Source organism: Thermogutta sp. (genome assembly GCF_039793925.1).
GTDB lineage: Bacteria > Planctomycetota > Planctomycetia > Pirellulales > Thermoguttaceae > Thermogutta.
The window spans coordinates 52314-75146 of sequence record NZ_JBAMME010000269.1 but is presented as its reverse complement, the minus strand read 5'-3'; the positions used below and the strand labels follow the sequence as shown (position 1 = coordinate 75146).

Annotated in this window: 17 protein-coding genes; 10 read left to right on the top strand and 7 right to left on the bottom strand. The window is 55.2% G+C overall.

The features are described from left to right. The first annotated feature begins 193 nt into the window (after window positions 1–193). From ABJK56_RS13685 to ABJK56_RS13675, 3 genes are all read left to right on the top strand, one after another. Window positions 194–1549, top strand: a complete 1356-nt coding sequence (locus ABJK56_RS13685) for a Gfo/Idh/MocA family oxidoreductase (RefSeq protein ID WP_347245226.1) — start codon at window positions 194–196, stop codon at window positions 1547–1549. Between the two features lie 169 nt (window positions 1550–1718). Beyond that, window positions 1719–2789 carry a TIM barrel protein gene (locus tag ABJK56_RS13680; RefSeq protein ID WP_347245225.1) on the top strand — a complete coding sequence of 357 codons (1071 nt, stop codon included), beginning with the start codon at window positions 1719–1721 and terminating at the stop codon, window positions 2787–2789. 92 nt (window positions 2790–2881) lie between these two features. Further along, window positions 2882–4048, top strand: a complete 1167-nt coding sequence (locus tag ABJK56_RS13675) for a Gfo/Idh/MocA family oxidoreductase (RefSeq protein WP_347245224.1) — start codon at window positions 2882–2884, stop codon at window positions 4046–4048. A 164-nt stretch (window positions 4049–4212) separates the two neighbouring features. On the opposite strand, the gene floA is transcribed toward ABJK56_RS13675, so the two are convergent. Continuing rightward, window positions 4213–5202, bottom strand: coding sequence for a flotillin-like protein FloA (floA, locus tag ABJK56_RS13670; protein WP_347245223.1), 990 nt, complete (start codon window positions 5200–5202; stop codon window positions 4213–4215). Window positions 5203–5467: 265 nt separating this feature from the next. On the opposite strand from floA, the gene hslV reads away from it, so the two are divergent. Continuing rightward, window positions 5468–6010 carry an ATP-dependent protease subunit HslV gene (hslV, locus tag ABJK56_RS13665; protein ID WP_347245222.1) on the top strand — a complete coding sequence of 181 codons (543 nt, stop codon included), beginning with the start codon at window positions 5468–5470 and terminating at the stop codon, window positions 6008–6010. Then, window positions 5998–7338 (top strand): ATP-dependent protease ATPase subunit HslU, encoded by a 1341-nt coding sequence (gene hslU, locus ABJK56_RS13660; protein WP_347245221.1) that lies wholly within the window; start codon window positions 5998–6000, stop codon window positions 7336–7338. The genes hslV and hslU overlap by 13 nt, the downstream gene beginning before the upstream one ends. A 97-nt stretch (window positions 7339–7435) precedes the next feature. On the opposite strand, the gene ABJK56_RS13655 is transcribed toward hslU, so the two are convergent. The 4 genes from ABJK56_RS13655 to ABJK56_RS13640 all read right to left on the bottom strand — a co-directional run bounded on the left by ABJK56_RS13655 (window position 7436) and on the right by ABJK56_RS13640 (window position 12276). Further along, entirely contained in the window at window positions 7436–8986 is a 1551-nt protein-coding gene (locus ABJK56_RS13655) for a TrkH family potassium uptake protein (protein WP_347245220.1), read from the bottom strand. 29 nt (window positions 8987–9015) lie between these two features. Next, window positions 9016–10179: a 3-dehydroquinate synthase gene (gene aroB, locus ABJK56_RS13650; protein ID WP_347245219.1), complete on the bottom strand. Its 1164-nt coding sequence runs from the start codon at window positions 10177–10179 to the stop codon at window positions 9016–9018. Continuing rightward, entirely contained in the window at window positions 10142–10408 is a 267-nt protein-coding gene (locus tag ABJK56_RS13645) for a hypothetical protein (protein WP_347245218.1), read from the bottom strand. Before ABJK56_RS13645 ends, aroB begins: the two co-directional genes overlap by 38 nt. 530 nt (window positions 10409–10938) lie before the next feature. Then, window positions 10939–12276 carry a Gfo/Idh/MocA family oxidoreductase gene (locus ABJK56_RS13640; RefSeq protein WP_347245217.1) on the bottom strand — a complete coding sequence of 446 codons (1338 nt, stop codon included), beginning with the start codon at window positions 12274–12276 and terminating at the stop codon, window positions 10939–10941. Window positions 12277–13116: 840 nt separating this feature from the next. Here ABJK56_RS13640 and ABJK56_RS13635 point away from each other — a divergent pair. The 4 genes from ABJK56_RS13635 to ABJK56_RS13620 all read left to right on the top strand — a co-directional run bounded on the left by ABJK56_RS13635 (window position 13117) and on the right by ABJK56_RS13620 (window position 18783). Then, on the top strand, window positions 13117–13404 hold the full coding sequence (locus ABJK56_RS13635) for a hypothetical protein (protein ID WP_347245216.1): 288 nt from the start codon (window positions 13117–13119) through the stop codon (window positions 13402–13404). Window positions 13405–13491: 87 nt separating this feature from the next. Beyond that, window positions 13492–13836: a histidine triad nucleotide-binding protein gene (locus ABJK56_RS13630; protein WP_347245215.1), complete on the top strand. Its 345-nt coding sequence runs from the start codon at window positions 13492–13494 to the stop codon at window positions 13834–13836. A gap of 64 nt (window positions 13837–13900) precedes the next feature. Further along, entirely contained in the window at window positions 13901–15106 is a 1206-nt protein-coding gene (gene bioF / locus ABJK56_RS13625; protein ID WP_347245214.1) for an 8-amino-7-oxononanoate synthase, read from the top strand. A gap of 296 nt (window positions 15107–15402) precedes the next feature. Beyond that, window positions 15403–18783, top strand: a complete 3381-nt coding sequence (locus tag ABJK56_RS13620) for a polysaccharide lyase family protein (RefSeq protein WP_347245213.1) — start codon at window positions 15403–15405, stop codon at window positions 18781–18783. A gap of 71 nt (window positions 18784–18854) precedes the next feature. On the opposite strand, the gene ABJK56_RS13615 is transcribed toward ABJK56_RS13620, so the two are convergent. Further along, on the bottom strand, window positions 18855–19976 hold the full coding sequence (locus ABJK56_RS13615; protein WP_347245212.1) for a hypothetical protein: 1122 nt from the start codon (window positions 19974–19976) through the stop codon (window positions 18855–18857). Between the two features lie 454 nt (window positions 19977–20430). On the opposite strand from ABJK56_RS13615, the gene ABJK56_RS13610 reads away from it, so the two are divergent. Next, window positions 20431–21900 carry a hypothetical protein gene (locus ABJK56_RS13610; RefSeq protein ID WP_347245211.1) on the top strand — a complete coding sequence of 490 codons (1470 nt, stop codon included), beginning with the start codon at window positions 20431–20433 and terminating at the stop codon, window positions 21898–21900. A gap of 140 nt (window positions 21901–22040) precedes the next feature. Here the strand turns inward: ABJK56_RS13610 and ABJK56_RS13605 are convergent, their stop codons facing one another. Continuing rightward, window positions 22041–22826: a mannonate dehydratase gene (locus tag ABJK56_RS13605; protein WP_347245210.1), complete on the bottom strand. Its 786-nt coding sequence runs from the start codon at window positions 22824–22826 to the stop codon at window positions 22041–22043. Window positions 22827–22833: the final 7 nt, after the last annotated feature.

The window sequence follows — 22833 nt, the reverse complement described above, 5'->3', positions numbered from 1 at the left end:
TGGGCGGGATGCGGGTTAGGTAGGAGGGGATTGACGAATAGAGCTTAACGGATGTATCGCTCCTGTTTCGGCGCGCCGCCGGTTATTTCCCCGGCGCTTGTGAGTACTAGGGATGCGTGGTAAATTGGCGGCGGCGTTAAAGTGTGGGATGCTGGAAAAGCTGGTTGGTCCACCTTCAGGAAGGGAGGGAATCATGTCTGCTGCTCGCCATGGGAAGATGACAAAGTCTCGCCGAGAGTTTCTCGCCCAAACCGGCGCACTGCTGTCGGCAGTTTCACTGGTAAAAGGGGGCCTTATCTATGGGCACCATGTGGGTGAGGACAACACGATTCAACTGGCCCTGGTAGGTTGCGGCGGTCGTGGGACCGGAGCGGTGGCCGATGCTTTCTCGACGACAGGAGGCCCGGTAAAACTGGTGGCGATGGCGGATCTGTTCGCAGATCGTTTGGAAGGAAGTCTCCAAAACCTCCAAAGTAAATTCCCGGATAAGGTGGATGTTCCTCCGGAGCGCCGGTTTCTTGGATTCGACGCGTATCGGCATGCTATTGATTGCCTTGGGCCAGGTGATGTTGTAATTCTCACGACACACGCGGCCTTTCGGCCGGTTCACTTTGAATACGCGGTGCAAAAAGGGGTCAATGTCTTCATGGAAAAGTCGTTTGGCGTGGACGCTCCAGCCACTCGCCGGCTTATGAAAGCTGCGGAAGAATCCGAGAAGAAAAACCTCAAGGTTGGCGTTGGCTTTATGTGGCGGCATTCCAAAGCCCGGCAGGAGGTCATTAAGCGAATTCACGACGGTGTTATCGGGGAGATTCACACATTGCGGATTTATCGTGTGCACGGTCCGGTGTTCACGCCACGACTTCCGCCCGGTGCCAACGAGATCGAGTTTCAAATTCGGCATGCAGTGTGTTTCAACTGGGTTAGTGGCGGATTCTTTGTAGATTGGCACTGCCACAATGTGGATGTCGCGTGTTGGGTCAAGGGAGCATGGCCTGTAGAGGCGCAGGCCATGGGGGGGCGGTGCTATCCAGACGCTGGCAATCTTTTTGATCATTACACGGTGGAGTACACGTTTGCCGACGGCACGAAACTTTTTGCGTTTTCTCGTCACATGCCGAATTGCTGGTCCACTTACTCGGACTATGCGCACGGCACAAAGGGATCTGCAGTGATTATGACAGATTTATCAGACCCTAAACCCAAGCTTTATAAGAGCCAAAAAATGGTGGCCAGCGAAGAGATATGGCGGTATCCTGAGCCTGACATAAACCCATACCATGCCGAATGGCAGGTGCTGCTCGATGCCATCAGGCAGGATCAACCCCATAACGAGGCGAGACGGGCAGCCGAGGCCAATTTGGCGACGCTCATGGGACGCATGGCCGCGCATACCGGTCAGTATGTGACCTGGGAGCAGGCCTGGAACTCCAATTTCCAGTACGTCTCGGATATCGACAAGTTGACGTTCGAATCCGAGCCGCCTATACGGGCGGACAAAGAAGGACGCTATGCTCCAGCTTTGCCTGGCTCAAGCCAAGAGATCTGATAAGCTGGAACGCTGAAAATCCGTGTGCTGGTGGCTTGCGGTTTTGGCAGGGGATTTTTAGAATCAATCACGCCGTTTAGCGGCGTGCTGGTGGCCTGTTCATCTTGTGCGGTGACTGGCCATGCTGTATGGCGTCCGGTTGTTACTTTTCCTGTACAAAGGAGGGATCATGGCTTCGGGACAGCGTCATAATTTTCCTAAGCTTCACAATGCGGCCTGGCCGGGAGTCGTTGGAAAGGGCGATGGTGGGGAGCCGCCGATCGACCTTGATACTATGCTCGACTTGACTGCGGCGGCTGAAGTGGACGGAATCAAATTTGACGGTTTCGATCTTTTCCTGTACCTCCCCCATATTGATATTGATTCCACGGTTAAGAGCGATGACGCCATCAAGGAGCTTGCAGAGAAAGCTGCCCGACGGAATTTGAAAATTGGGACGGTAGTCGCCCCGATATGGCCTCCCACGGGAGGCGGTTCCGCGATGGGAGACGAGACCGAGCGGAAGAAGTTTTTGGAGCAGGTCCGCAAGGGCTGTCGGGTAGCGATGGTGCTGCGGGAAATTGGTGTGCGCCCGTATGGAGTAGTGCGCATTGATTCCGCATGCAGCGTCACCGAGTGGCTGAGAGATCCGGAAGGGAATCAGCGTCGGATAGCCGAGACATTCCGCCAAGCCTGCGACATTGCGGCGGATCACGGGGAGAAGCTGGCGGCCGAAGGGGAAATCTGTTGGGGCGGCATGCACAGTTGGCGGCGAATGATCCAGCTTCTGGAAATGGTAGATCGCCCGGATGTGCTGGGATTCCAGGCTGACATGGCGCACACGCTGCTGTATCTTCTCGGCTACAACGCTCCGGAGGATGCGTTGCTCCCCGAGGACTTTGACTGGAAGGACAAGGATCGGTTTTACGCCGCCTATAAACAACTTACAGATGCTTTGCGTCCATGGACGATAGATCTCCATATTGCACAGAATGATGCCACCGTTCATGGGTCTGGCTCTCACGACAAAACGGGGCGGCACTGTCTGGCGACTGATCCCAACGGAAAGCTGGATATCCCGAAAGCGGCCGGATATTGGTTGCGCGACGAAAACGGACAGCTCACCAAGAGAATGCGGCATATTTGCTGGGATGGCTGCATGTTTCCCAATGCCGTCATGATGAATCCGCAAACGTGGAACGATATTTTGCGGGTGATGATTCAAGTGCGAGATCTTCACGGCTGGTACGAAGAAGAGTGAGCTTGTCCACCAGAATGGATTTGCAGCGGTAACGGCGAAAAACCGAAGAACGTGTCAGCTTTACTGAGCATTTGCCAAAAGGAGGAGAAACTATGGCAAAGGAACTGAGGATCGGCATGCTGGGTTGCGGGTTTATGGGAAAGGCACATTCCAACGCCTGGTTGCAGGTCCCTCACTTTTTTGATCGGGAGCACAAGCCGGTCCTGAAGGCCGTCTATGCCCGGCCGGAAGATAAGGACAAGTTAGAGGCGTTTGCGAAACGATGGGGGTACGAGTCGATCGAGACGGACTGGCGGAAACTGATCGAGCGGGACGATGTCGATCTGATCGATGTGTGTGTGCCCAATAACATGCACCACGACTGTGTGATTGCTGCGGCTGAAGCCGGCAAGATCGTAGTTTGCGAGAAACCCCTGGCGATGAATGCTCGTGAGGCTGAGGAGATGGTGGCCGCCGTGGAAAAGGCCGGTGTGCCCAATATGGTCTGTTTCAATTATCGGCGTGTCCCCGCGATCGCACTCGCCAAGCAGATTATCGACGAAGGGCGGATCGGGCGGCCATTCCATTATAGGGCGACCTACAATCAGGATTACACGATTTCTCAGAAGGTGCCTCAAGGCGGGCTGGCTCTATGGAGACTGGATGCTCGTGTGGCAGGATCGGGCGTGACCGGCGATCTTCTCGCACATTCGATCGATACGGCCGAGTGGCTCAATGGTCGGATCAAGAAAGTGGTCGCGTACACGGAAACGTTTGTGAAAGAGCGCGTCCACGCAGAAACGGGACGGGTAGAAAAAGTAGAGATCGACGATGCCTGCATGTTCCTGGCCGTCTTTGAAAATGGCTCGCTGGGAACTTTCGAGAGCACCCGTTATGCCCGTGGCCGAAAGAACTACAACACATTCGAGCTCAACGGTGAGCTGGGCTCAGTATTTTTTGATCTGGAGGATCCGCACCTCTTGCAGTTCTTCCGTTATGCTGATCCACAAACCGGCAAGAAGATTGAAGACCATCTCACCGGCTGGCAGAAGATTCATGTGACAGCCAGCGAGCATCCTTACATGAAACACTGGTGGGTGCCGGGCTGCACGATCGGCTACGAGCACACCTTCATCAACACGTTTGCAGACTTTTTGGCTTCCCTGGAAGGTGGCCCCAAGTTCCAGCCCGATATGCGATCTGGGCTCCGGACGCAACGGGTGTGTGACGCGATTCTCCAGAGTGCTCGCGAAGGACGCTGGGTGGAGATTGAGGGCTAACAGCTCACTGCGCTAACCGAGGATCGAGACACCTCGGGGCACTGGCTGGAGGCTAGTGCCCCGTTTTTTACTTCGCCTTCGTTTGATGAGAAAGAAAGCTTTATAATAAGGCCGATCGCAGTGCGGCTGAGAGCGCCAATTGAACTGCACCGTGCACAATTTTCTCACGGCCGCGACGCAAGGACTTCGAAACGGCCCTCGCGGATGGCACGGGCCATTGCCAGCGGGACTTGTGCCTCAGCGAGGATGACCTGGGCACGGTTGTATGCAACCTGAGCTTTCATTTCCTGGCTGCGGGCCATGGCGAGTGCTCGGCGTTCCTCTGCCTTCGCACGCGCCACCCGGGTATCGGCCTCTGCCTGGTCGTATTGGAGTCTCGCCCCAATATTCTGGCCGACGACAATATCCGCAATGTCGATGGAGACGATCTGAAAAGCGGTCTGTTGATCCAGTCCGCGCTCCAGAACGGCCTTAGAAATACGGTCCGGATGTTCTAGCACTTCGAGGTGCGTCTCTGACGAGCCGATCGCGGTAATGATGCCTTCACCGACGCGAGCGATAACGGTTTCTTCGGTGGCTCCACCGATGAGGGTTTCCATCTTGGTTCGGACGGTTACCCTGGCCCTAACTTTCAATTCAACCCCGTTTTTGGCGATGGCGCTCAGCATGGTCCGCCCACTCCGGGGGTCCGGACAATCGATGACTTTGGGGTAAATGCTTGTGCGAACAGCATCCAGCACGTCCCGGCCGGCCAGGTCGATGGCGGCTGCCTGGTCGAACGTCAGCGGCATCTGCGCGCGGTTGGCCGCAATAAGAGCGTGGATGACTTTCATGACATTGCCACCCGCCAAATAGTGTGCTTCGAGGCGCCGTGTCGTTATGCCGTAGCGCTCGTCAGTCAGTCCCGCCTGAACGGCCATGATTTTGGCCTGGACGATCAGCCGGGCGTTGACCTGACGGAAGCTCATGCCGATCAGGCTCCAGATACTCACCCCGGCGCTGGACATGTATGCCTGAAACCACAGCGCCCCGTACATGAGCACAACGATCACTAGAAAGAGAAGGAAAAGTAATCCGATGGCACCCAGTGCAATCCAAAGATACCAGATCGGAACCTGGGCTAGAACAACGTGACTGATGTTAGCATGCATCATGCACCTCCTTCTTCAACGCACAATTCACGGTCCAAATTATACCATAGACACCCGATTTGTACTAATCCCCACGGTCATAAGGTCACCAAGAAAGGTCGGGTAACGCGCTTTGATATCGATTGATACCTGGAGCCCGAACTGTGACCGCTTGACCGACAGGGTGCCTTGGTACTAATTTAAGTTTCATCGCTTGGTCTGTTATCGGACGACAGACGTCACGCCGGCAGTGCCGGCTTGTTTTCTTGTGGAACGGGAAGCAGGTCCCATGCAAATGCGAGGCACGACAGTAGTTACGGTGCGCCGAGGTGGCTCGGTAGCCATCGGGGCGGATGGACAAGTCAGTCTTGGCTCTACCGTGCTGAAGTCTGATGCAGTGAAATTGAGGCGTTTGGCGGATGGAAAAGTGCTAACGGGTTTTGCGGGGAGTACTGCCGATGCCATCGCTTTGTTCGAGCGTTTTGAAGCCAAGTTAAAAGAGTTTCCCCGTAATTTACCTCGGGCAGCTACAGAGCTGGCTAAAGAGTGGAGGACTGACCGGGCACTCCGCCGCCTGGAGGCGATGCTCATTGCCGTTGATGCTGAGCACACGTTGCTGCTCTCGGGGAGAGGTGACGTCTTGCAGCCCTCAGATGGGATTTTGGGGATTGGCTCAGGCGGACCTTATGCCGTTGCGGCAGCCCGGGCGCTGCTTCGGCATACCAATTTGTCGGCAGTTGAAATTGTTCGCGAAGCCCTGCGCGTTGCCGCCGAACTGGATGTGTATACCAACGAGAATATTGTGGTGGAGGAGATCGCGTGCAGCAGTTAACACCCAGCCAAATCGTGGCAGAACTCGATAAGTACATTGTGGGACAGGAGTCTGCCAAGCGGGCAGTTGCCGTGGCACTCCGGAATCGCTGGCGTCGCCAGCAACTCCCGCCGGAAATCCGCGCGGAGATTGGTCCGAAAAACATCCTTATGATCGGTCCCACGGGCGTGGGGAAGACGGAAATCGCCCGCCGACTTGCCCGATTGACTGGGGCACCCTTTGTCAAAGTGGAAGCCACTAAGTACACAGAAGTGGGATATGTGGGCCGTGATGTGGAGAGCATGGTCCGCGATTTGGTCGATAATGCGGTCTCGATCGTATATTCAGAATATCGAGAAAAAGTGAAAGAGGAAGCGGAAAAACGGGCCGAGAACCGCCTCGTTGATCTTCTGCTCAAGTCAGGTAACTGGGAGTCAGCATCAAGCTCAGATTCGGAAGAGCAAAGTCGGAAGGACAGGGTCCGCGCACGTGTGCGGCAATTGCTTCGGTCGGGTGTGCTTGACGATCGGGATGTCGAAGTGACTGTGGAAAAAAAAGAACTTCCATTTTTTGTAAGTGGGACGGGGCTGGAGCAAATCGATCTTGATTTCCAGTCTTGGGCAGAAAGGTTTTTTGCCAGTAAGCGCGCGCGGCGCCGCGAAATGACGGTTGCCGAGGCGCGCCGTCTATTCGTTGATGAAGAAGTCGAGTCGCTCGTCGACAAAGACGAAATTGAAGCAAAAGCCATTGAATTAACGGAAAACTCCGGAATTATTTTTATTGATGAGATTGATAAGATCGCGTCCACGGGAACGGTCCATGGCCCCGACGTCTCGCGGGAAGGCGTACAGCGGGATCTTCTGCCAATCGTAGAGGGAACGACTGTCAAGACCCGTTACGGGTACGTCCGTACGGACCATATCTTGTTTATTGCTGCCGGGGCGTTCCATCGCTCGAAGCCCAGTGACCTTATGCCAGAGCTTCAGGGCCGTTTTCCAATTCGCGTCGAGCTGACAGACCTGACCAAGGAGGACTTCGTTCGAATTCTCACGGAACCAGAGAATGCCTTGGTCAAGCAGTATCAAGCGCTGCTCAAGACTGAAAACGTAGAGCTGATCTTTGAGCAGGATGCCATTGGCCTGATCGCAGAGTTTGCCTATCGCGTTAACCAGACCACACAAAATATTGGAGCACGTCGCCTGTATACAGTGATGGAAAAACTGCTGGAGGAAGTCAGTTTTAATGCTCCGGATAATGTTCGCGGTGAATTTGTGATCACCAGCGACTATGTCCGCAGTAAGTTAAGCGATATTGTTAAGGACGAAGATCTCAGCCGGTTTATCTTGTGAGACCGGAGCAACAGCTAGGGCAAATAGGTTTTAAGGGCAGCTATTCCCAGATTTAAAGCAAGCGTGAGCCGAAAAGCGTCGGCAGTCCGGAAACGGGTTAGCGACCTCGCCAGAATCTCGGATTTAAGATTACCAGGAGTGGAAAGAGCTCCAGTCGGCCGAGCAGCATCAGAGTGGTCAGAACACACTTGGCCGGCGCATGGAGGGCGCCGTAATTCGCCGCCGGGCCGACGAGCCCCAGACCAGGTCCCACGCCGTTGAGCGTTGCCGCTACCGCAGAAAGACAATCGATCAATTTGTTTCCGGAGATTTCGTTCCAAGTGGAGAGCGGTTCGAATGCGAGTAAAGCGAGCCAACTGACAACGGAGACAAGAAGGATCATTGCAAAGTATACGAGAATGCTCTTGAGCAGGTCGGTGTCGGTAACAGGATGTTGTCCAATGCGAACGACACGCACGACATTGGGACGGTAAATTTGCTCCAGTTCGAGCGCGAGTATTTTAAAAAGAAAGATATAGCGAATCACTTTGACACTGCAGCTTGTGCTTCCCGCACACCCGCCGATATACATGAGGACTAATAAAACACCTTTTGCAAAGGGTGGCCATTTATCGAAATCAGTGGTAGCAAATCCTGTGTTCGTCTGCATGGACACGCATTGAAATAACGAATATCGTAGGGCCATCAGCGGATTGTATTTGTACTCAGGATATTCAAAGAAAAGGCAGGCTGCCGTCAAGAGGGTTGCTATCAGGATAATCGCTGCATAGACGCGGAATTCAACGTCATAGAGGAGGCGATGCAGGTTTCCCTTGGCGGCAAAATAGAGGAGGGCAAAATTGGTACAGCCGAGAAACATGAAAATGGTAATGGTCAGCTCGATAGCGGGGCTTTTGAAGTGTGCGATGCTGTCGTTATAGGTGCTGAAGCCACCGGTAGCGACTGTTCCGAAAGCGTGGCATAGTGCATCGAACACTGATAGCCCCTGGAGAAGAAGTAGCCCCGTCAAAATGGCATTAAGAGTGACAAACACGCTACCGAAAGCAATGGCTGCCCTTCGGGTTTGCTCGTGGGTGGATGTTTGCGAAGGGGCGGCCACCTCGGCCCGCATTAATTGTTTGCCGGCCGATCCCATTCCGAGCACGGCGACGAAGAGCACGACAATTCCCAGTCCGCCCAGAAAATGCGTTTCTGATCGCCAGAAGAGGACAGATCGCGGAACAAGATTGGGGTCCTCAAGATCCGATAACACGGACGCGCCGGTCCCACTGTACCCCGACGCAGATTCAAAAAGTGCGTCGAAGATACTCATTCGCACGATGCGGCCATTTTGACGAGCCCGTGCAGTGCCTGAAAACAAAAAGGGTAGGGCTCCGAGAATTGTTGCAAGCAACCATGCGAGAGCGACTGCGGCCAGAGCCTCGCGCCTCAGGAGGCGGTCACGACGAGCGTCCCGGCCGACGAACAGAAGTAAACTACCCACCAAAATACTGACCAGGACGGCACCAAGTGTGCCTGCGAAGCCACGCCAATCGAAAGCATCAACCTGCCCGAAAAGTGGATGCGACCAGGGTAGACTGGCGGTCATAAAACCGCCCACAATCAATGAGATGATTCCCAGGATGTAGGCAATCAGTTTGAAGTTCATCGCGTTCGCCGTCGCATCACAGCAGCAGGCTAGTTCGTTTGCAAAGGTGCGAGGACTGCAGTGATTTCACCAGGATCCACGTCGGCAACCAATTCGACCTGCCCCAGTCGTTTGGGCAAAATAAGACGCAATTGCCCGTGCTGGACCTTCTTGTCGTGTCGCATACAGGCAAGGACATCGTGGGGCGAAAGATTAGGTGGCTCTGTGGGCAAGCCCAGAACTCTGAGGAGGTCCGTCTGCCGCTTGCATTCGTCGCTCGAGAACATGTTTCTTGAAGCGGCTAACCTGGCAGCACAGGTCATTCCGATAGCGACCGCCTCGCCGTGCAAGAGCGAAGTATAATTGGTTAGAGTTTCGAAGGCATGGGCGAAAGTATGGCCATAATTCAGAATGGCGCGGTAACCGGTCTCTTCCCTTTCGTCTGCTTCGACCACGTCGGCCTTCAGGCGGCAGCACCGCGCAATGATGGATGTGAGGATTGCAGGATCGACGTTAAGTATCGCTGGCACGTTGTGTTCTAGAAACTCGAAGAACTGTGCATCGAGAATCACGCCATACTTGACGACTTCAGCCAGACCCGAAATATACTCCCGCTGGGGAAGGGACCGCAACGTCCCGACATCAATCACCACGAGAGAAGGTTGGTGAAAAGCTCCCACCATGTTTTTGGCTTTTTCGAGATTTATGCCCACTTTGCCACCCACTGAGCTGTCCACTTGAGCGAGGAGGCTCGTGGGAATCTGAACCAGCCGCAATCCCCGGGCAAACGTGGCCGCAATGAATCCTGCAAGATCGCCGACGACACCTCCCCCAAGCGCGACAACCACGGTTTTCCGATCTGCATGAAAGTCGACCAGCGCGTTCCAAAGCTGTTCCGCATAGGGAAGACTTTTCGTAGTTTCACCTGCGGGAACAGTGACGGCGTTAACGCGCATGCCCTGATCTTCGAGGACACGCTGGCAGATCTCCAAATAGAGAGGACCGACATTGCTGTCGGTGATGACAACGGCATGAGTCGCGTCCATCGCCGACGTGATCAGCTCACCGACTTTGGTGAGAATCTGGTCGCCAACGAAGATCGGATAAGATCGGGAACCCAAATTGACGTCAATGCGGGTAGCAGTCATGGCTGGTTTCAGTCGGAATCGAGCAACTTCAGTTAGCTGGTGCCCGTGCTGCTTCACTCGTCTCATGGGACGCGCCTAGGACCCGCTCGATGTCACTTGCCGTTATTGTAATTTCGCGTCGAAATCCCACTGGCAATCGTACGTAGGCAAGTTGCTCGGCACGCTGTGGATGAGCGTCAAGTTCGTGCTCCACGCGGTTACGAATATCCTGCGGTTGATGGTCGAATTCTTTGGGCCAAAGGAAGATTTTCTCCACCACCAAGGCTTCTCGATAAGGATCATACTCATTGGCCATAGAATTCACCTCGCTTTGCACCAACTCGGAAATACCCTGCTCGATGTCTGAACATGCGAATTCTAAAGATGCGAAAACGTCCTATCAACGGGCTGCGAATAGATCTGTGGAAGTTGCCGTCGCGCGCCAACCATTCAAGAACTACCAATAGAAACGTCCATACTTTTACTGAATTTGTAAACTATACTAACATCCTCAACTCACAGGTGTTCGATAACGATGTTCTATTACTTCGAACAATCTTCGCGATAAAACGAAGCTCCACAGCAATTCGGCCAAACTCATCGCTTGTCCATGCCAGCCTCGGTTTTTTGTTTGCCACAGCACGCGCGCAGGTCATTATTCACTCGTATCCCTCTCGGTATAAACGTGCGTGAGAACTGCGGGGACCGTTCAGGAAAACGGTCCCCGCAACGAGTAATCGGTGACTAACCCATTATTTTTCCTGCACCCGCGGGAATTAAACCCTACCGGGGAGGTAGCACACTGCTTTCCCGGCCCTCTGAAGCGGGAAAACCATCCAGAGGCCATCAAGCGTCAAGCGTATATCCCGGCCGATACACCGGCTTGATCAATTCTTCGAGACCGGAAATATTCTTTGCCTTCAAATTGGCAGCATCCCACTCCACCTTGGGGCCAACTCCGGGTTCATTGGCCACCCAAACCGCGAGGTTGCCGAGAAGAACCGTTTCGGTAAGTGGGCTAGCATAATTCGGGAAGTTGGACATAGCTGGCTTGCCGGTCTTGATTGCCAGGACCCACTCCTCAAAGTGGCCCGGTGACCGTTCGAATTCGACCTCAGGCACCGACAAATCTTTGGGAACGATCACAAAGCGGTCGCAGTAGTCGCCTGGAGCGTACATCTTCCCCTTGTCACCGATGATCAGTGCGCCGCTAGCCGTGGGGGCAGAGGGATCATCAAATTCCTTAAATAGCTCCTTGGGAGGTAATTTTCCGCCATCGTACCACTTGAGGATCAGGCCCGGTCGCCAATCGTTGGCGGCAAACTCGTACGTGATGATTGACCATTTGGGGAAACTATCCCGGTTATGGCCGGACGTTTCAGCCTGGACGGAAACCGGATCTCGCAAATCCAGCCCTGCGTAGGGCATGTTAAGAGTGTGACAGGCCATATCGCCGAGAGCTCCGGTGCCAAAGTCCCACCAGCCGCGCCAGGAGAACGGGTGGTAGCCGGGGGCATAGGGACGGAACTTGGCCGGGCCGATCCATTCTTCCCAGTGAAGGTACGGAGGAACCGGTTGCTCGGGTGCGCGGGTGCCGCCTTGCGGCCAGATCGGGCGGTTTGTCCACACATGGACTTCCTTCACCGTGCCGAGAATATTTTTCTTAAGCAGCGCAGCCGCACGACGGAGGGCCGGATTGGCTGTACCCTGGTTACCCATCTGGGTCTGCACTTTTTTCTCCCTCGCTACCTGGCCCATCAGTCGGGCTTCATAGATGGTGCGCGTGAGAGGCTTTTGGCAGAAGCAGTGCTTGCCCAAACGCATCGCCAGCAGAGAAGCCGCGGCGTGAGTGTGGTCGGGTGTGCTGACAGTGACGGCGTCGATCTTGTCAGCCATTTCGTCGAAGAGCTTGCGGAAGTCATTATACTTTTTCGCGCTTGTAAATCGTTTGGCGGCGGCGTCGAGCGTCCTATCGTCAACGTCGCAGATTGCCACGACCACTCCGGCGTTTCCCGCATCGGCGGAGTCGCTCTGACCTTTTCCGCCCACGCCAATGCATGCAAACTGAATTTTTTCATTGGGGGACTTGCTCTCCTCGGCGCGGACTCCGCCGGCTACCCAGTAACCGATACCGATCACGGCGGACGTCTGCAAAAATTCCCGACGACTTGAGCGAAACGCCATGGCAGATCCTCCTACACAGATGTGAAACGAAAACTCAATCCAGGCACACTGCCGAATACGCGCCACAATAATGACTTATCGTACCTTTGGCAAGTTCCCGACCGCCTTTATACGAACGGAGGCAACTGACAAACACACGACCGGAAAGACCAAAAAGCCGGAGGTAGGCTGACTCCGTGGATAGCTAAAGCTACGACACACGTTCGCTCGGTGAGGTTGTCCTCCCACTTGCTAAGGCAATCCGTGATTTTGCAACAACCGGCAAAGGGATGCCCGGTTACCGAGGCACCAGGGCTCGCATCTGGAGTTGCCCGCTTCTGGGAGGCGAGCGGGCACCAATCCCCAACAAAAATCGTAAATCATAAAGCGGTCGGACGTCAATCCGTGAGATCTTCTGATACGCCCCACTTTTCCTTTGGCGATGGAGACACGGATATCCAACACAGGTTTGCGTGGGAGCGAGATTCAACCGGCAGGACCTGTTTGGGAGGTCCACTTCTGAACGTTCGACCATCCGTTTCACATCGGCGGGTAGGACAAGCGCACCCCTGTGAAGGATTTCTGAGACGGACGTGGTTGCGAGGTCCACAGTCCAACGTTTGGATCGTCCAGTCCATCGACTTGGCTGAAAGCGCTCGGTTCCGTTACTGGTCAAACGGTAGGGGCAATTTATGAATTGTCCCTGCAACACGGCGCGCCGCGGTATCTCATCGGTTTTTACAAACGTGCGGATGAGTGATGGGCGCGATCGATTTCCTGGAAGTGGGTAAATTCAGTACAATGTTTAATGCACGTGGGATGGAAAGCCAATTTCTTAGGAAGCCTTCGTTGGAAGCATCAATGCTGGACGCAACATTTGTCAGTCTTTTGGCCTGTCCGGAAACCAAACAGAGCCTTCGAGTCGCATCGCAAGTTTTGGTAGATGCGGTGAATGCCGCAATCGAGCGCGGGGAAATTGTCAATCGTGCGTCACGAAAGCTCGAGCAGCCTGTGGAAACGTTGTTGGTTCGCGAAGACAATGAGATTGCCTATCCCGTTTGGGATGGCATGCCGACGCTCCTGATTGACGAAGGCATTTGCGTCAGTCAGTTCGTCAATCAGCTTTCCAAAGCGGATGGCTCACGTTAACCGACGAAGAGCATATGGATTTTCCAACGCGTGGGAAACGACTCGATTCACTCGGGATTGCAAGATTTTGTTAACGAGGGTGTCACGATGTCTCCGAAAACGGTTTTCAAAAAGATCATCGACAGGGAGATCCCGGCCGACATTGTCTACGAGGATGGGGATTGTATCGCTTTTAAGGACATCAACCCACAGGCACCCGTTCATATTATCGTCATTCCCAAAAAAGAGATTCCCAACATCGAGGGGCTTCAGGAAGAAGATGCCGATCTGATTGGCCGATGCTTCCTGGCTATGCAAACGATTGCTGCCCAGTTGGGGTTAGCTCAGGGGTACCGAGTGGTGCTCAATAACGGGAAAGATGCGGGCCAGGAAGTGATGCATTTACACTTTCATATGCTGGCCGGGAGGCAATTCGGCTGGCCGCCCGGTTGATATCTGACGGCGTACATCGGCACTGACACCGCAATTCACTGTTTCCTCTCGTTTTTGCCAGCACATGGAAGGTCGACCGCAGTGGAAGGTGGACGTACTCGGATGGCTGACCGAAAGCCTAGAGGAATTAGATCGCCAATCCCTCCGGCGGACACGGCGATGTCGGACGAGTTCCCAAGGGCGTACGATTTGGCTCGACGGACGTGAGCTTTTGAACTTTGGTTCGAATGATTACCTGGGGTTGGCGAGTGATCCGCGGCTCATCACGGCAGTACGGAACAGCCTGGAGAAAGAGGGGTGGGGGAGTGGTGCCAGCGCGCTTGTGTGTGGTAGATCCTCAGCCCATGCGGCTCTGGAGGAGGCGCTAGCGAAGTTCGAAGGGTGTGAGGCGGCGCTTCTCTTCCCCACGGGATTTGCAGCCAATGTGGGGACAATCGCGGCCCTCGTTGGGCCTGGCGATGCGGTCTACTGCGATCGGAAAAACCACGCCAGCATCATTGATGGCTGCAAGCTGAGCCGCGCGGATTTGCGTGTGTTTCCGCACGCAGACGTGGACACTTTGGACCACCTGCTGGCCAAACCGCACCGGCATCGGCGACGCCTAGTGGTTACCGATACGCTTTTCAGCATGGATGGCGATTTAGCCCCTATTGCTCAGCTTGTGGAAGTGTGCGAGCGCCACGGCGTCATTCTCATGGTCGATGAGGCTCACGCCACGGGCGTTTTTGGCAAGAGGGGCCGGGGGGTTGTGGAATTTTATGGTGTTGAAGACAGAGTACCCGTACGCGTGGGAACCCTCAGCAAGGCCATGGGCTCGGTGGGTGGGTTTGTGGTGGGAAGCACACACCTGGTGGAGTGGTTGGTGCAGAAGGCCCGGCCTTACATGTTTTCCACCGCTCTTCCCGGGGCTGCGTGCTACGCGGCGATGGCAGCCCTGGAGATCATTGAACGGGAACCGCATCGGCGTGAAGTCGTCCTAGAAAGAGCGGAATTCTTGCGGGAGGTCCTCAGGCGTGAGGCATGGGATGTCGGACGCTCGACCAGTCAAATCATCCCAGTAATTGTCCACCAGCCGGAAACAGCACTTTTATTGAGTCGATTTCTCGAGAGTCGGGGGTTCTTTGTGCCAGCAATTCGGCCTCCGGCTGTACCTGACAATGAGGCGTGCCTTCGGATAAGTGTGACTTTTCACCATCAAACCAGCGACCTGCAGCGGCTCGTGGAGACGCTCGGAGAGGCAAGACGGAGGTTGGGACTCGGTGATACTTGACTTGAGCGTTGGACTGGTGTACCTTCCCTCCCGGAGACGCGTTTACGCCTGATAGCTGGCCCTCACCTGTGCGAGGGCCATATAGCCTGAGAGTTGTGACGATGGGTTTTCTGGCCTAGAACGTTGCCATCGGTGGTTATTTGGAACCCCAGTCAATTATCGTGGACAGACCAGCCTCTGAAAGTGGAATCGGTGGCGGGCTTGGTACGTCGTGCTGTGTAATGCTATGTAAGTCGGCTCGGTCACGGCGAGAAGGCTGACTTAAGTTTACCGAGGAATCCTCCGGGAGGTGATCGATGCGACCCCATATCATCGTGCTGGCTTTTGTGGGTTGTGCTTTGGTAAGTCCGGCACTCAGTCGGTATGCGAGGGGTTTTGTTCTTGAGAACGGTGACGATCACACGGTTCTCTGGCAAATCGGTCAAAAGGATGGCAAGACCGAAGGATTTGCACTGGCCCCGAACGGTTTTAGTCAGTATCAAAAAGATCCCATTTTTCTGGTAGGTGTATCCGACCCAGCACGGGACTGGCCATATGTCCAACCAGGACCGGCCGACGCATGGGCAGGCGGACGACCTCACACGGCCACGATTCTATTTGGCTTGGAGGCTCCGCCATCTGAAGACTGTGAACTTGTCTTGTGTTTGGCAAATACCCATTACCGTTCACCTCCCAGGGTTGTTATCAATGGAAATGGTAAGGTCATTTTTCAGACAATCCTTCCCGCCGGCGGGCCCGATGCAACGATCATGGGAGACCTGGCGGAAGCGAAACCCTGCGAACTGCAAATTACTGTTCCTGCCGGTGTGCTGCGAGCGGGCACCAACGTTATTTCAATAACCACGCAGGAAGGAAGCTGGATGCTTTACGACGCCGTGGCGTTTCTGGCTGGGAAGGGTGTTAAAATGGTGCCCCTCAGCGATGTGACCGCGGTTAGATCGGTTCAGGCTGTGCCCGCGCTGGTTAAATCAGACGGAGAACTGCGGCAGGTCGTAGAGCTGGAGATCATCCGAGCGGGAGGCCCGATTTCGCTAGAGGTGTCATGCGAAGGGAGACCATGCTGGTCAGGAAACCTTAGCAACGGAACGCAAGAAATTATCGTGCCGGTACCGCGAGTAGTCGAGCGAAAAGAGGTGAACCTTGTTGCTCGTGCCTCCGATAAGGTGATTCTCGAAACGAAAGTGCCCCTGGCCCCGGTGCGGGAATGGGTTGTTTATCTATTGCCTCATTCCCATGTCGATATCGGGTATACGGATATTCAAACGAAGATCGAACAGAATCACTGGCGCTTTTATGAACAGGCCTTGGAAACGGCTGCAAAAACCGCCGATTATCCTCCCGAAGCGCAGTTTAAATGGAATGTGGAAGTCCTCTGGGCTGTGGACAGTTATCTGCGGACATCGTCGCCCGAGAAAAGGGCAGCGTTTTTAGAGGCGGTGAGAAAAGGAGTCATTGGGCTTCAAGCCCTTTACGGCAACGAACTGACAGCGCTCTGCCGTCCTGAGGAATTGCTTCGCCTTCTCGATTATGCGCAGCGACTGAAGGAGCAAATCGGTGTGCCGATTGATTCCGCCATGATCAGCGACGTGCCGGGATACACGTGGGGTATTGTCACGGCGCTCGCCCAGGCGGGTGTGCGGTACTTTTCCATCGGTCCGAATGGCGGACACCGCATTGGACATACCCTGCGAGTTTGGGGGGACAAGGCGTTCTGGTGGCGATCGCCCAGCGGCCAGGAACGCGTGTTGTGCTGGATTCCCCGCCTGGGATACTGGCGGGGCTTCCGAGGAAAGAGCGAACTGTTTGCCTATCTGCGTGACTTGCAGGAGAGTCAGTATCCTTTCGAGATGGTCCAACTTCGCCATTGCTTAGGTGACAACGCGGCTCCCGACGTAGGCATCAGTGATTTTGTGAAGAATTGGAACGAAAAATACGCCTACCCGCGATTGGTCATTGCGACATGCTCAGAAATGATGAGGGAGTTTGAAAGACGTTACGGCGATAACTTACCGGAATGTACGGGAGACTTTACACCATATTGGGAAGATGGCGCGGCGTCCTCGGCGAGAGAGACGGGACTTGTCCGGCGAGCTGCCGACCGGCTGTCTTCGGCCGAGACCCTCTGGGCCATGCTTCAGCCTGACAACTATCCCGACGAACTTTTTTACCAGGCCTGGCGAAACGTGGTTCTCTACGATGAACACACCTGGGGGGCCTACAACAGCATAACCGAACCAGACAGTGAATTCGCCAAGAGCCAATGGCAGATAAAGCAGAGCTTTGCACTTGAGGCAGATCGCCAATCCCGCGACCTGCTCACCCAGTCGTTGAAGGGATTGGTTTCACAGGAGAGAACAGAGGCTGCCGATCGCTATGTCATGGTTCTCAACCCCACAGGCTGGGTACGGAGCGATCTGGTCACCCTGGAGGCCCAGGTCGGCTCAGTGAGCTCTATCCAGGACGATGCAGGGGCAGCGGTGCCGTGGCAGAAGCTGAGCGATGGTCGGCTTGCGTTCTGGGCGAAGGATGTGCCAGCGTTTGGGGCACGACGCTTCAGACTTGTCGTCGGGGGGCCGGGTGATGCCTCGGGCGGTTCCGGCCAAGGGCTAACCGAAGGTGGAACGACAATGGAAACGCAACGTTACCGGCTGGAAGTTGAGCCTCAAACCGGCGCGCTCCGACGTTTGGTGGACAAACAGTTGAACCGCGATCTTGTCGATAAGGCCAAAGGGTGGGGCCTCGCCGAGTACCTTTATGTGCCGGGTCGGAATCCGGAAAAGGTCGAGCGGATTGCTGCGGGTTGTACGGTGAAAAGGTTGGAAGAAGGGCCGCTTGTGCAACGCTGGGCTGTGGAAAGTCCGGCACCGGGATGCCGAAGTGTGAAGTGGATCTACGAGTTAAGCGACGTCAAAGACCAGATCAAGGTGGACATGATTCTGGATAAGGAAAAGGTCCGCTCCCCGGAGGGAGTTCACGTGGCCTTTCCGTTTTATGTTCCAGATGGACAGATGAGAATGGAACTTGCGTGGGCGATTGTCCGTCCAGAAGCGGACCAGCTTCCAGGTGCGTGCAAGAACTACTACACCGTGCAGCGATGGATCGACGTGAGCAATGAAGAATTTGGGGTATTATGGGGCTCCTGGGATGCACCGCTGGTTGAGCTGGGAACAATTCGAACGGATGTCCCTCAGCCCTTTAGCCCTGAGGGTTGGCTTACGCACATCGAGCCCACGCAGACAATTCTGTCGTACGTCATGAATAACTACTGGGAAACCAATTACAAAGCCGATCAGGAAGGACCTACCGTATTTACGTACTTCATTTTGCCGCATCGGGGAGGATATGATCCTGTGGCAGCGACCCGATTCGGAATTGAGACGACGCGGCCTCTGATTGCGCTGGTGGTGAACCGCAATACACCCCCCGAGTTGTTGCCGCCGGTCAGGGTTGAGTCGGGGTCGGTGCTTCCCGTGGAGTGCAAAATGACTAGGGACGGTCGAGGAATGATCCTCCGGCTTTTTAACCCGCGGCAGACACGGGAGGAAGCGGTGGTGAAATTGGACGAAAAGAAACTGACCAAGGCGTGGATAACAGATTTGTCCGAAAAGCCTGGCGCTCCGGTCACCGGCCCCGTGACTGTGGCGGGCTTCGGATTGGTATCCCTCCGATTGGAGTGAGGAGGGGCCACATTCGGAAAGAGCATGAAAGCGGAGTGTCTATTAGGCGAGGTTCGCGTTCCGACGGCGCCTCACGTCAATTGTTGTGGGTTGGATTGAGAAGTTGAAGGCGCGGGTTCGGGGTTTCTGCGCAGGGTGGTCGGTGGTGCAGATTGGGCGGTTCTTTTGCTAAGGTGGTGGCCTTTTCGAATGGCGCGCACAAACGCATCAGCTTTGCGACGCTGGCTATCGGAAACCCGAAGGAGCACGAATGTGACGGTGAAATAGACAAGGGTTAGAGAGGCCATCCATCGAAGACTCTGGTTGTGAATAGCTTCCAGATGCCACGACCTGAGATGCTGTGGAGACGCAAATGCCAGTAGACCCGTGCCCAACGCGCAAAGAAAGGTCATCAACCCAAAGAACAGACCGCAGTTCCTTGTGGTGGTCCAATCCGGCAGCGCGACGAGGATGTAAATCGTGCCAATAGAGAGAACAGCCTGCGCAAGGAAGGACCAACCCCATAGGCGAAATCCCGTTGCCAGGGCGATGATCCCGCCGATGATGGCCAGGATGCAAGGCGCCAGCACGCAACCGACGGCCAAGAAAAGGCCGTGCCGCTGTGTTTGAGCAATCCGTTGCCACCAGGCCAGAAGTTCCGGCGTCACCTTTGGGGGAAGAGAATGAGAAGCTGTTCCAGTTTGAGGTGTTTGGTCCTCGGGCGCCGGAGCATGTGGAGTAGCTCCCTCACCGATAACTGGCGGAGCTGCGCCTTCAGGAGGGGATGAGACTTCGGACCAGGGCGCTATCGGTTGGACGTTCGCATCCGAATCTGAGGGGCTTTCCACGCCCAAAGCATGAGACGCTAGAGGTCGGGAGCCGTTCTGGAATCCTTCAGAGCGGCTCGGGACGGGTTTGGCCGAACCGGCTACTCGTTTTCGGATTTTGGTGGCGACGGTGTTCGGTTCGGTGACCGTCGAGTCTTTCGAGACAGTTTCGGACGGTAGTCGTAACTCGTCTGTTGTCGGAGGATAACACGCTCCTGACGGGGTTCGGAGCTCCGCAGTCGCGTCGTGCGATGGGGCCTCGTTAGCTTGCGGAACGATGGTCGTAAGCCCGCAGAAAGGGCATTTCACTTCCTTTCCCGCCAGGGCATGTGGGGCGAGGAATCGATGCCCACCGGGACAGTAAATGGTGAGAGGTCGGGGCTTCACGGCAAACAGTAATGCTTTTTCAGATCAACACGCGTGACGGTTTAGCCGAGAAAGGCGTCAGTATGAATTGTGGAATCAGGAGTGCCGAGGGGCAACCGGGGTGGTACTGAGGGCCACTCAAGGGGCTATCTCCACGAACACACGATCGGGGTGGTTTGTGCCAGAGTACGAACAGGAATGAGAGCCTGCTGGTCGTTTCCCGAACTGCCCTCGGTTTGCCGGGCGGCCAGGGCGGTTTTCTACCTTGGGCGACTTATATTTCGCTGACGCGATTGTAAGCGAGGAAGCATTGTGGGGTTCCGGGAATTAGGTGTAAAAACGAACGTTTTGCAGGTCGAGCGAACAAAAAGTTAACGATTCCGGAGAGCAGGAAGTGGTACACTAAAGAATATGATAATGGTGTGAGCGGGCCAGGACGCACCGTACAGAGTCAATCCTCACACGCTCTATGGGAATGCTAGAATTTCATGTCGATGACGTGCTTGGTTTATCAGGGGAGGTCGTGCAGTGTGCGTATTTCGCAGGGTTAGACCGTGTGCCCTGGCCGACCCGGGGGGAACTTGACGGCAACATCCTAAGGATATGGCGTGATGGGGAACAGTCGGGCTCCCTCACAATTCCCATAAAGGTTCGGCAGACCGGGTGGCTGACGCTGGCCACTGCGACTCTGGCGGAAAGATACTCTCCCTATGACCTGTTGGTGGAGCTCACTCGAGGACGGGTTGGCCATCTCCGCAATCAGATGGAGGATTGGCAACTTCTGGGGCTTGATGTACCTGGTCCTGTGGTGGAGCAGGTCGATCAGGCCACAACGTTGCTGGCTCAGGCAATCATCAAAAAATCCAGGGAACACGCTGCTCCGAGGCTTGCTTGGGAGGGCCTCCAATTGGCTCTGGAGGCTTCCTCGGCACTCTGTCAACGCTACGTCGCGCAAGCCATTTCTGTTCGAAAGATTTTATCTCGGGGCAGAATACCGTTTTGGCTTGGGGTGACACTGACCGAAGTTCTTCCCGACTCACTGGCAACGCAGCAGCTCGCAGAGTTTTCGAATGCGACGGTTGCGGCTTTCCCATGGCGGGCCGGGGCACCAGATCGGGAGCAATACTCATTTGATTGGCCGGATCGGTGGTTGTTGTGGTGTCGAGAGACGGGACTGTATCGTGGGCTGGGGCCGCTTCTTGATCTCCGTCCCCAGGGCGTGCCAACGTGGATCGACTTCGAACAACCTTGGTCTGTCATTCAGCGAAGTGCTTTCTCGTTCATCGAAGCCACAGTGCGGCGTTATCGCGGGCGGGTGGATTTTTGGGAGGTGGCCGGGCCACTGAACGTGGCAACGCCTTTTCCCATGCCTGAAGACAAATTGGCGACTTTTGTGGCCGGGGCCGTTCAACTGGCGCGAGAACTGGATCCCGGAGCCGTGATCGCTCTGAGCATTCGGCAGCCATGGCTTGAGGATCTGAGGATGCGGGAGTGTCAGTATCCAGCGCCGTTCGTGGTGGACGCCCTGATTCGTGCGAGAGTAGGGCTGGACGCACTGGTCCTCGAAGTCGATCTGGGCTATGTTCCTGGTGGCACTCTCCTGCGGGATGCGCTAGAATGGCATCGCCAGCTCGAGTATTGGGGCCAAATGGGATTGCCCATCTATGTGCGATTCTCCGCTCCTAGTCAAGCGCTTTTTGATCCGCTGGCCACCGGCAAAACTCGTCCTGTTCACTGTGAGTGGACGCCGGACGAGCAAGCTCAATGGACGAGGAATTATTTTCTGATGGCTCTTGCGAAACCGTTTGTGCGAGGGTTTCTGTGGGCGAACTGGGCGGACTTCCAACCGCACGAGTTTCCCCATTCGGGATTGCTGGATCTGACCCGTCGTTTCAAACCGGTCGTGGAAGCCCTTTGTGAACTTAGGCGTTCTTATCTTCTTTGATTAGCAATTGTTTTACGCCGCATAGAGCGTACCAAGCGATGAATATCAGCGAGCAGAGACCTCCATGGTGGTCAGCTTATCCTCGGTGCACGAATGAGCGATCAAGGCTGTGATCGGGTTATGTCCTGCTGTCGCGGCAATCATTCTAGGGATTGCAGCATCGCGCGAATGTATCCCATCGCATACGCCATGCCTCCATGCCATGGTGCTGCGCAGGAAAGAAGAGGAGTATGATCAGGGATTATCACACCATCAAAATTGTTACGCCGGAGAATCTGCAGAACTTTACGAACGTCAACGTCCCCCTCGTCCAGGAACGTTTCCTGATACTTGGGAATCTTGCCTTTGACATTTCGGAGGTGAACATAAGCGATACGCCCCTGGCGGCTGCATGCATCGAGAATGTCATACAAATCGCCCTCTCCCTGCATTTCCGCAGTGGTGCCCACGCAAAATTCGAGAGCGTTGGCGGGACTTGGGTGAAGGTCTATCAGCTTCTGAAACATCCAGGGCTCGTAAATCAGTCGTGGTGTCTGACGAAGTACAGGAAACGGTGGGTCGTCGGGATGGGCAGCGAGTCGAACTCCGGCCTGTTCGGCTACCGGAATAAGGCGATCGAGAAACCATTTCAGTCGCCGCCATAGCTCGTCATGAGAAAAAAACGCGATGTGACCGGGCCCGCGTTCCCGGTACCACATATTCCAGACCATCCCGTCGGGAAGGGGGCGTTCGTCAGGACCATCGACGAACACGGTTTCGGCCTGCCCCCGGGCAAATGGACCCATTTTGCGCCCCGCCACTCCAGCGATGGAAAAATTGTATCCCATCACCGCGATTCCCACCCGCCCCAGCCGTCGAATTACCTCCTGCAGAAGCTGCATTTGCTCCTCTTTACGGGGACCATCCAGCAAGATGTCGTACCACATGCTGGGG

Coding starts and splice junctions, on each gene's coding strand:
- ABJK56_RS13685 (WP_347245226.1), top strand. CDS start 194: ATGTCTGCTGCTCGCCATGGGAAGATGACAAAGTCTCGCCGAGAGTTT.
- ABJK56_RS13680 (WP_347245225.1), top strand. CDS start 1,719: ATGGCTTCGGGACAGCGTCATAATTTTCCTAAGCTTCACAATGCGGCC.
- ABJK56_RS13675 (WP_347245224.1), top strand. CDS start 2,882: ATGGCAAAGGAACTGAGGATCGGCATGCTGGGTTGCGGGTTTATGGGA.
- floA (WP_347245223.1), bottom strand. CDS start 5,202: ATGATGCATGCTAACATCAGTCACGTTGTTCTAGCCCAGGTTCCGATC.
- hslV (WP_347245222.1), top strand. CDS start 5,468: ATGCAAATGCGAGGCACGACAGTAGTTACGGTGCGCCGAGGTGGCTCG.
- ABJK56_RS13655 (WP_347245220.1), bottom strand. CDS start 8,986: ATGAACTTCAAACTGATTGCCTACATCCTGGGAATCATCTCATTGATT.
- aroB (WP_347245219.1), bottom strand. CDS start 10,179: ATGAGACGAGTGAAGCAGCACGGGCACCAGCTAACTGAAGTTGCTCGA.
- ABJK56_RS13645 (WP_347245218.1), bottom strand. CDS start 10,408: ATGGCCAATGAGTATGATCCTTATCGAGAAGCCTTGGTGGTGGAGAAA.
- ABJK56_RS13640 (WP_347245217.1), bottom strand. CDS start 12,276: ATGGCGTTTCGCTCAAGTCGTCGGGAATTTTTGCAGACGTCCGCCGTG.
- ABJK56_RS13635 (WP_347245216.1), top strand. CDS start 13,117: ATGCTGGACGCAACATTTGTCAGTCTTTTGGCCTGTCCGGAAACCAAA.
- ABJK56_RS13630 (WP_347245215.1), top strand. CDS start 13,492: ATGTCTCCGAAAACGGTTTTCAAAAAGATCATCGACAGGGAGATCCCG.
- bioF (WP_347245214.1), top strand. CDS start 13,901: ATGGAAGGTCGACCGCAGTGGAAGGTGGACGTACTCGGATGGCTGACC.
- ABJK56_RS13620 (WP_347245213.1), top strand. CDS start 15,403: ATGCGACCCCATATCATCGTGCTGGCTTTTGTGGGTTGTGCTTTGGTA.
- ABJK56_RS13610 (WP_347245211.1), top strand. CDS start 20,431: ATGCTAGAATTTCATGTCGATGACGTGCTTGGTTTATCAGGGGAGGTC.
- ABJK56_RS13605 (WP_347245210.1), bottom strand. CDS start 22,826: ATGTGGTACGACATCTTGCTGGATGGTCCCCGTAAAGAGGAGCAAATG.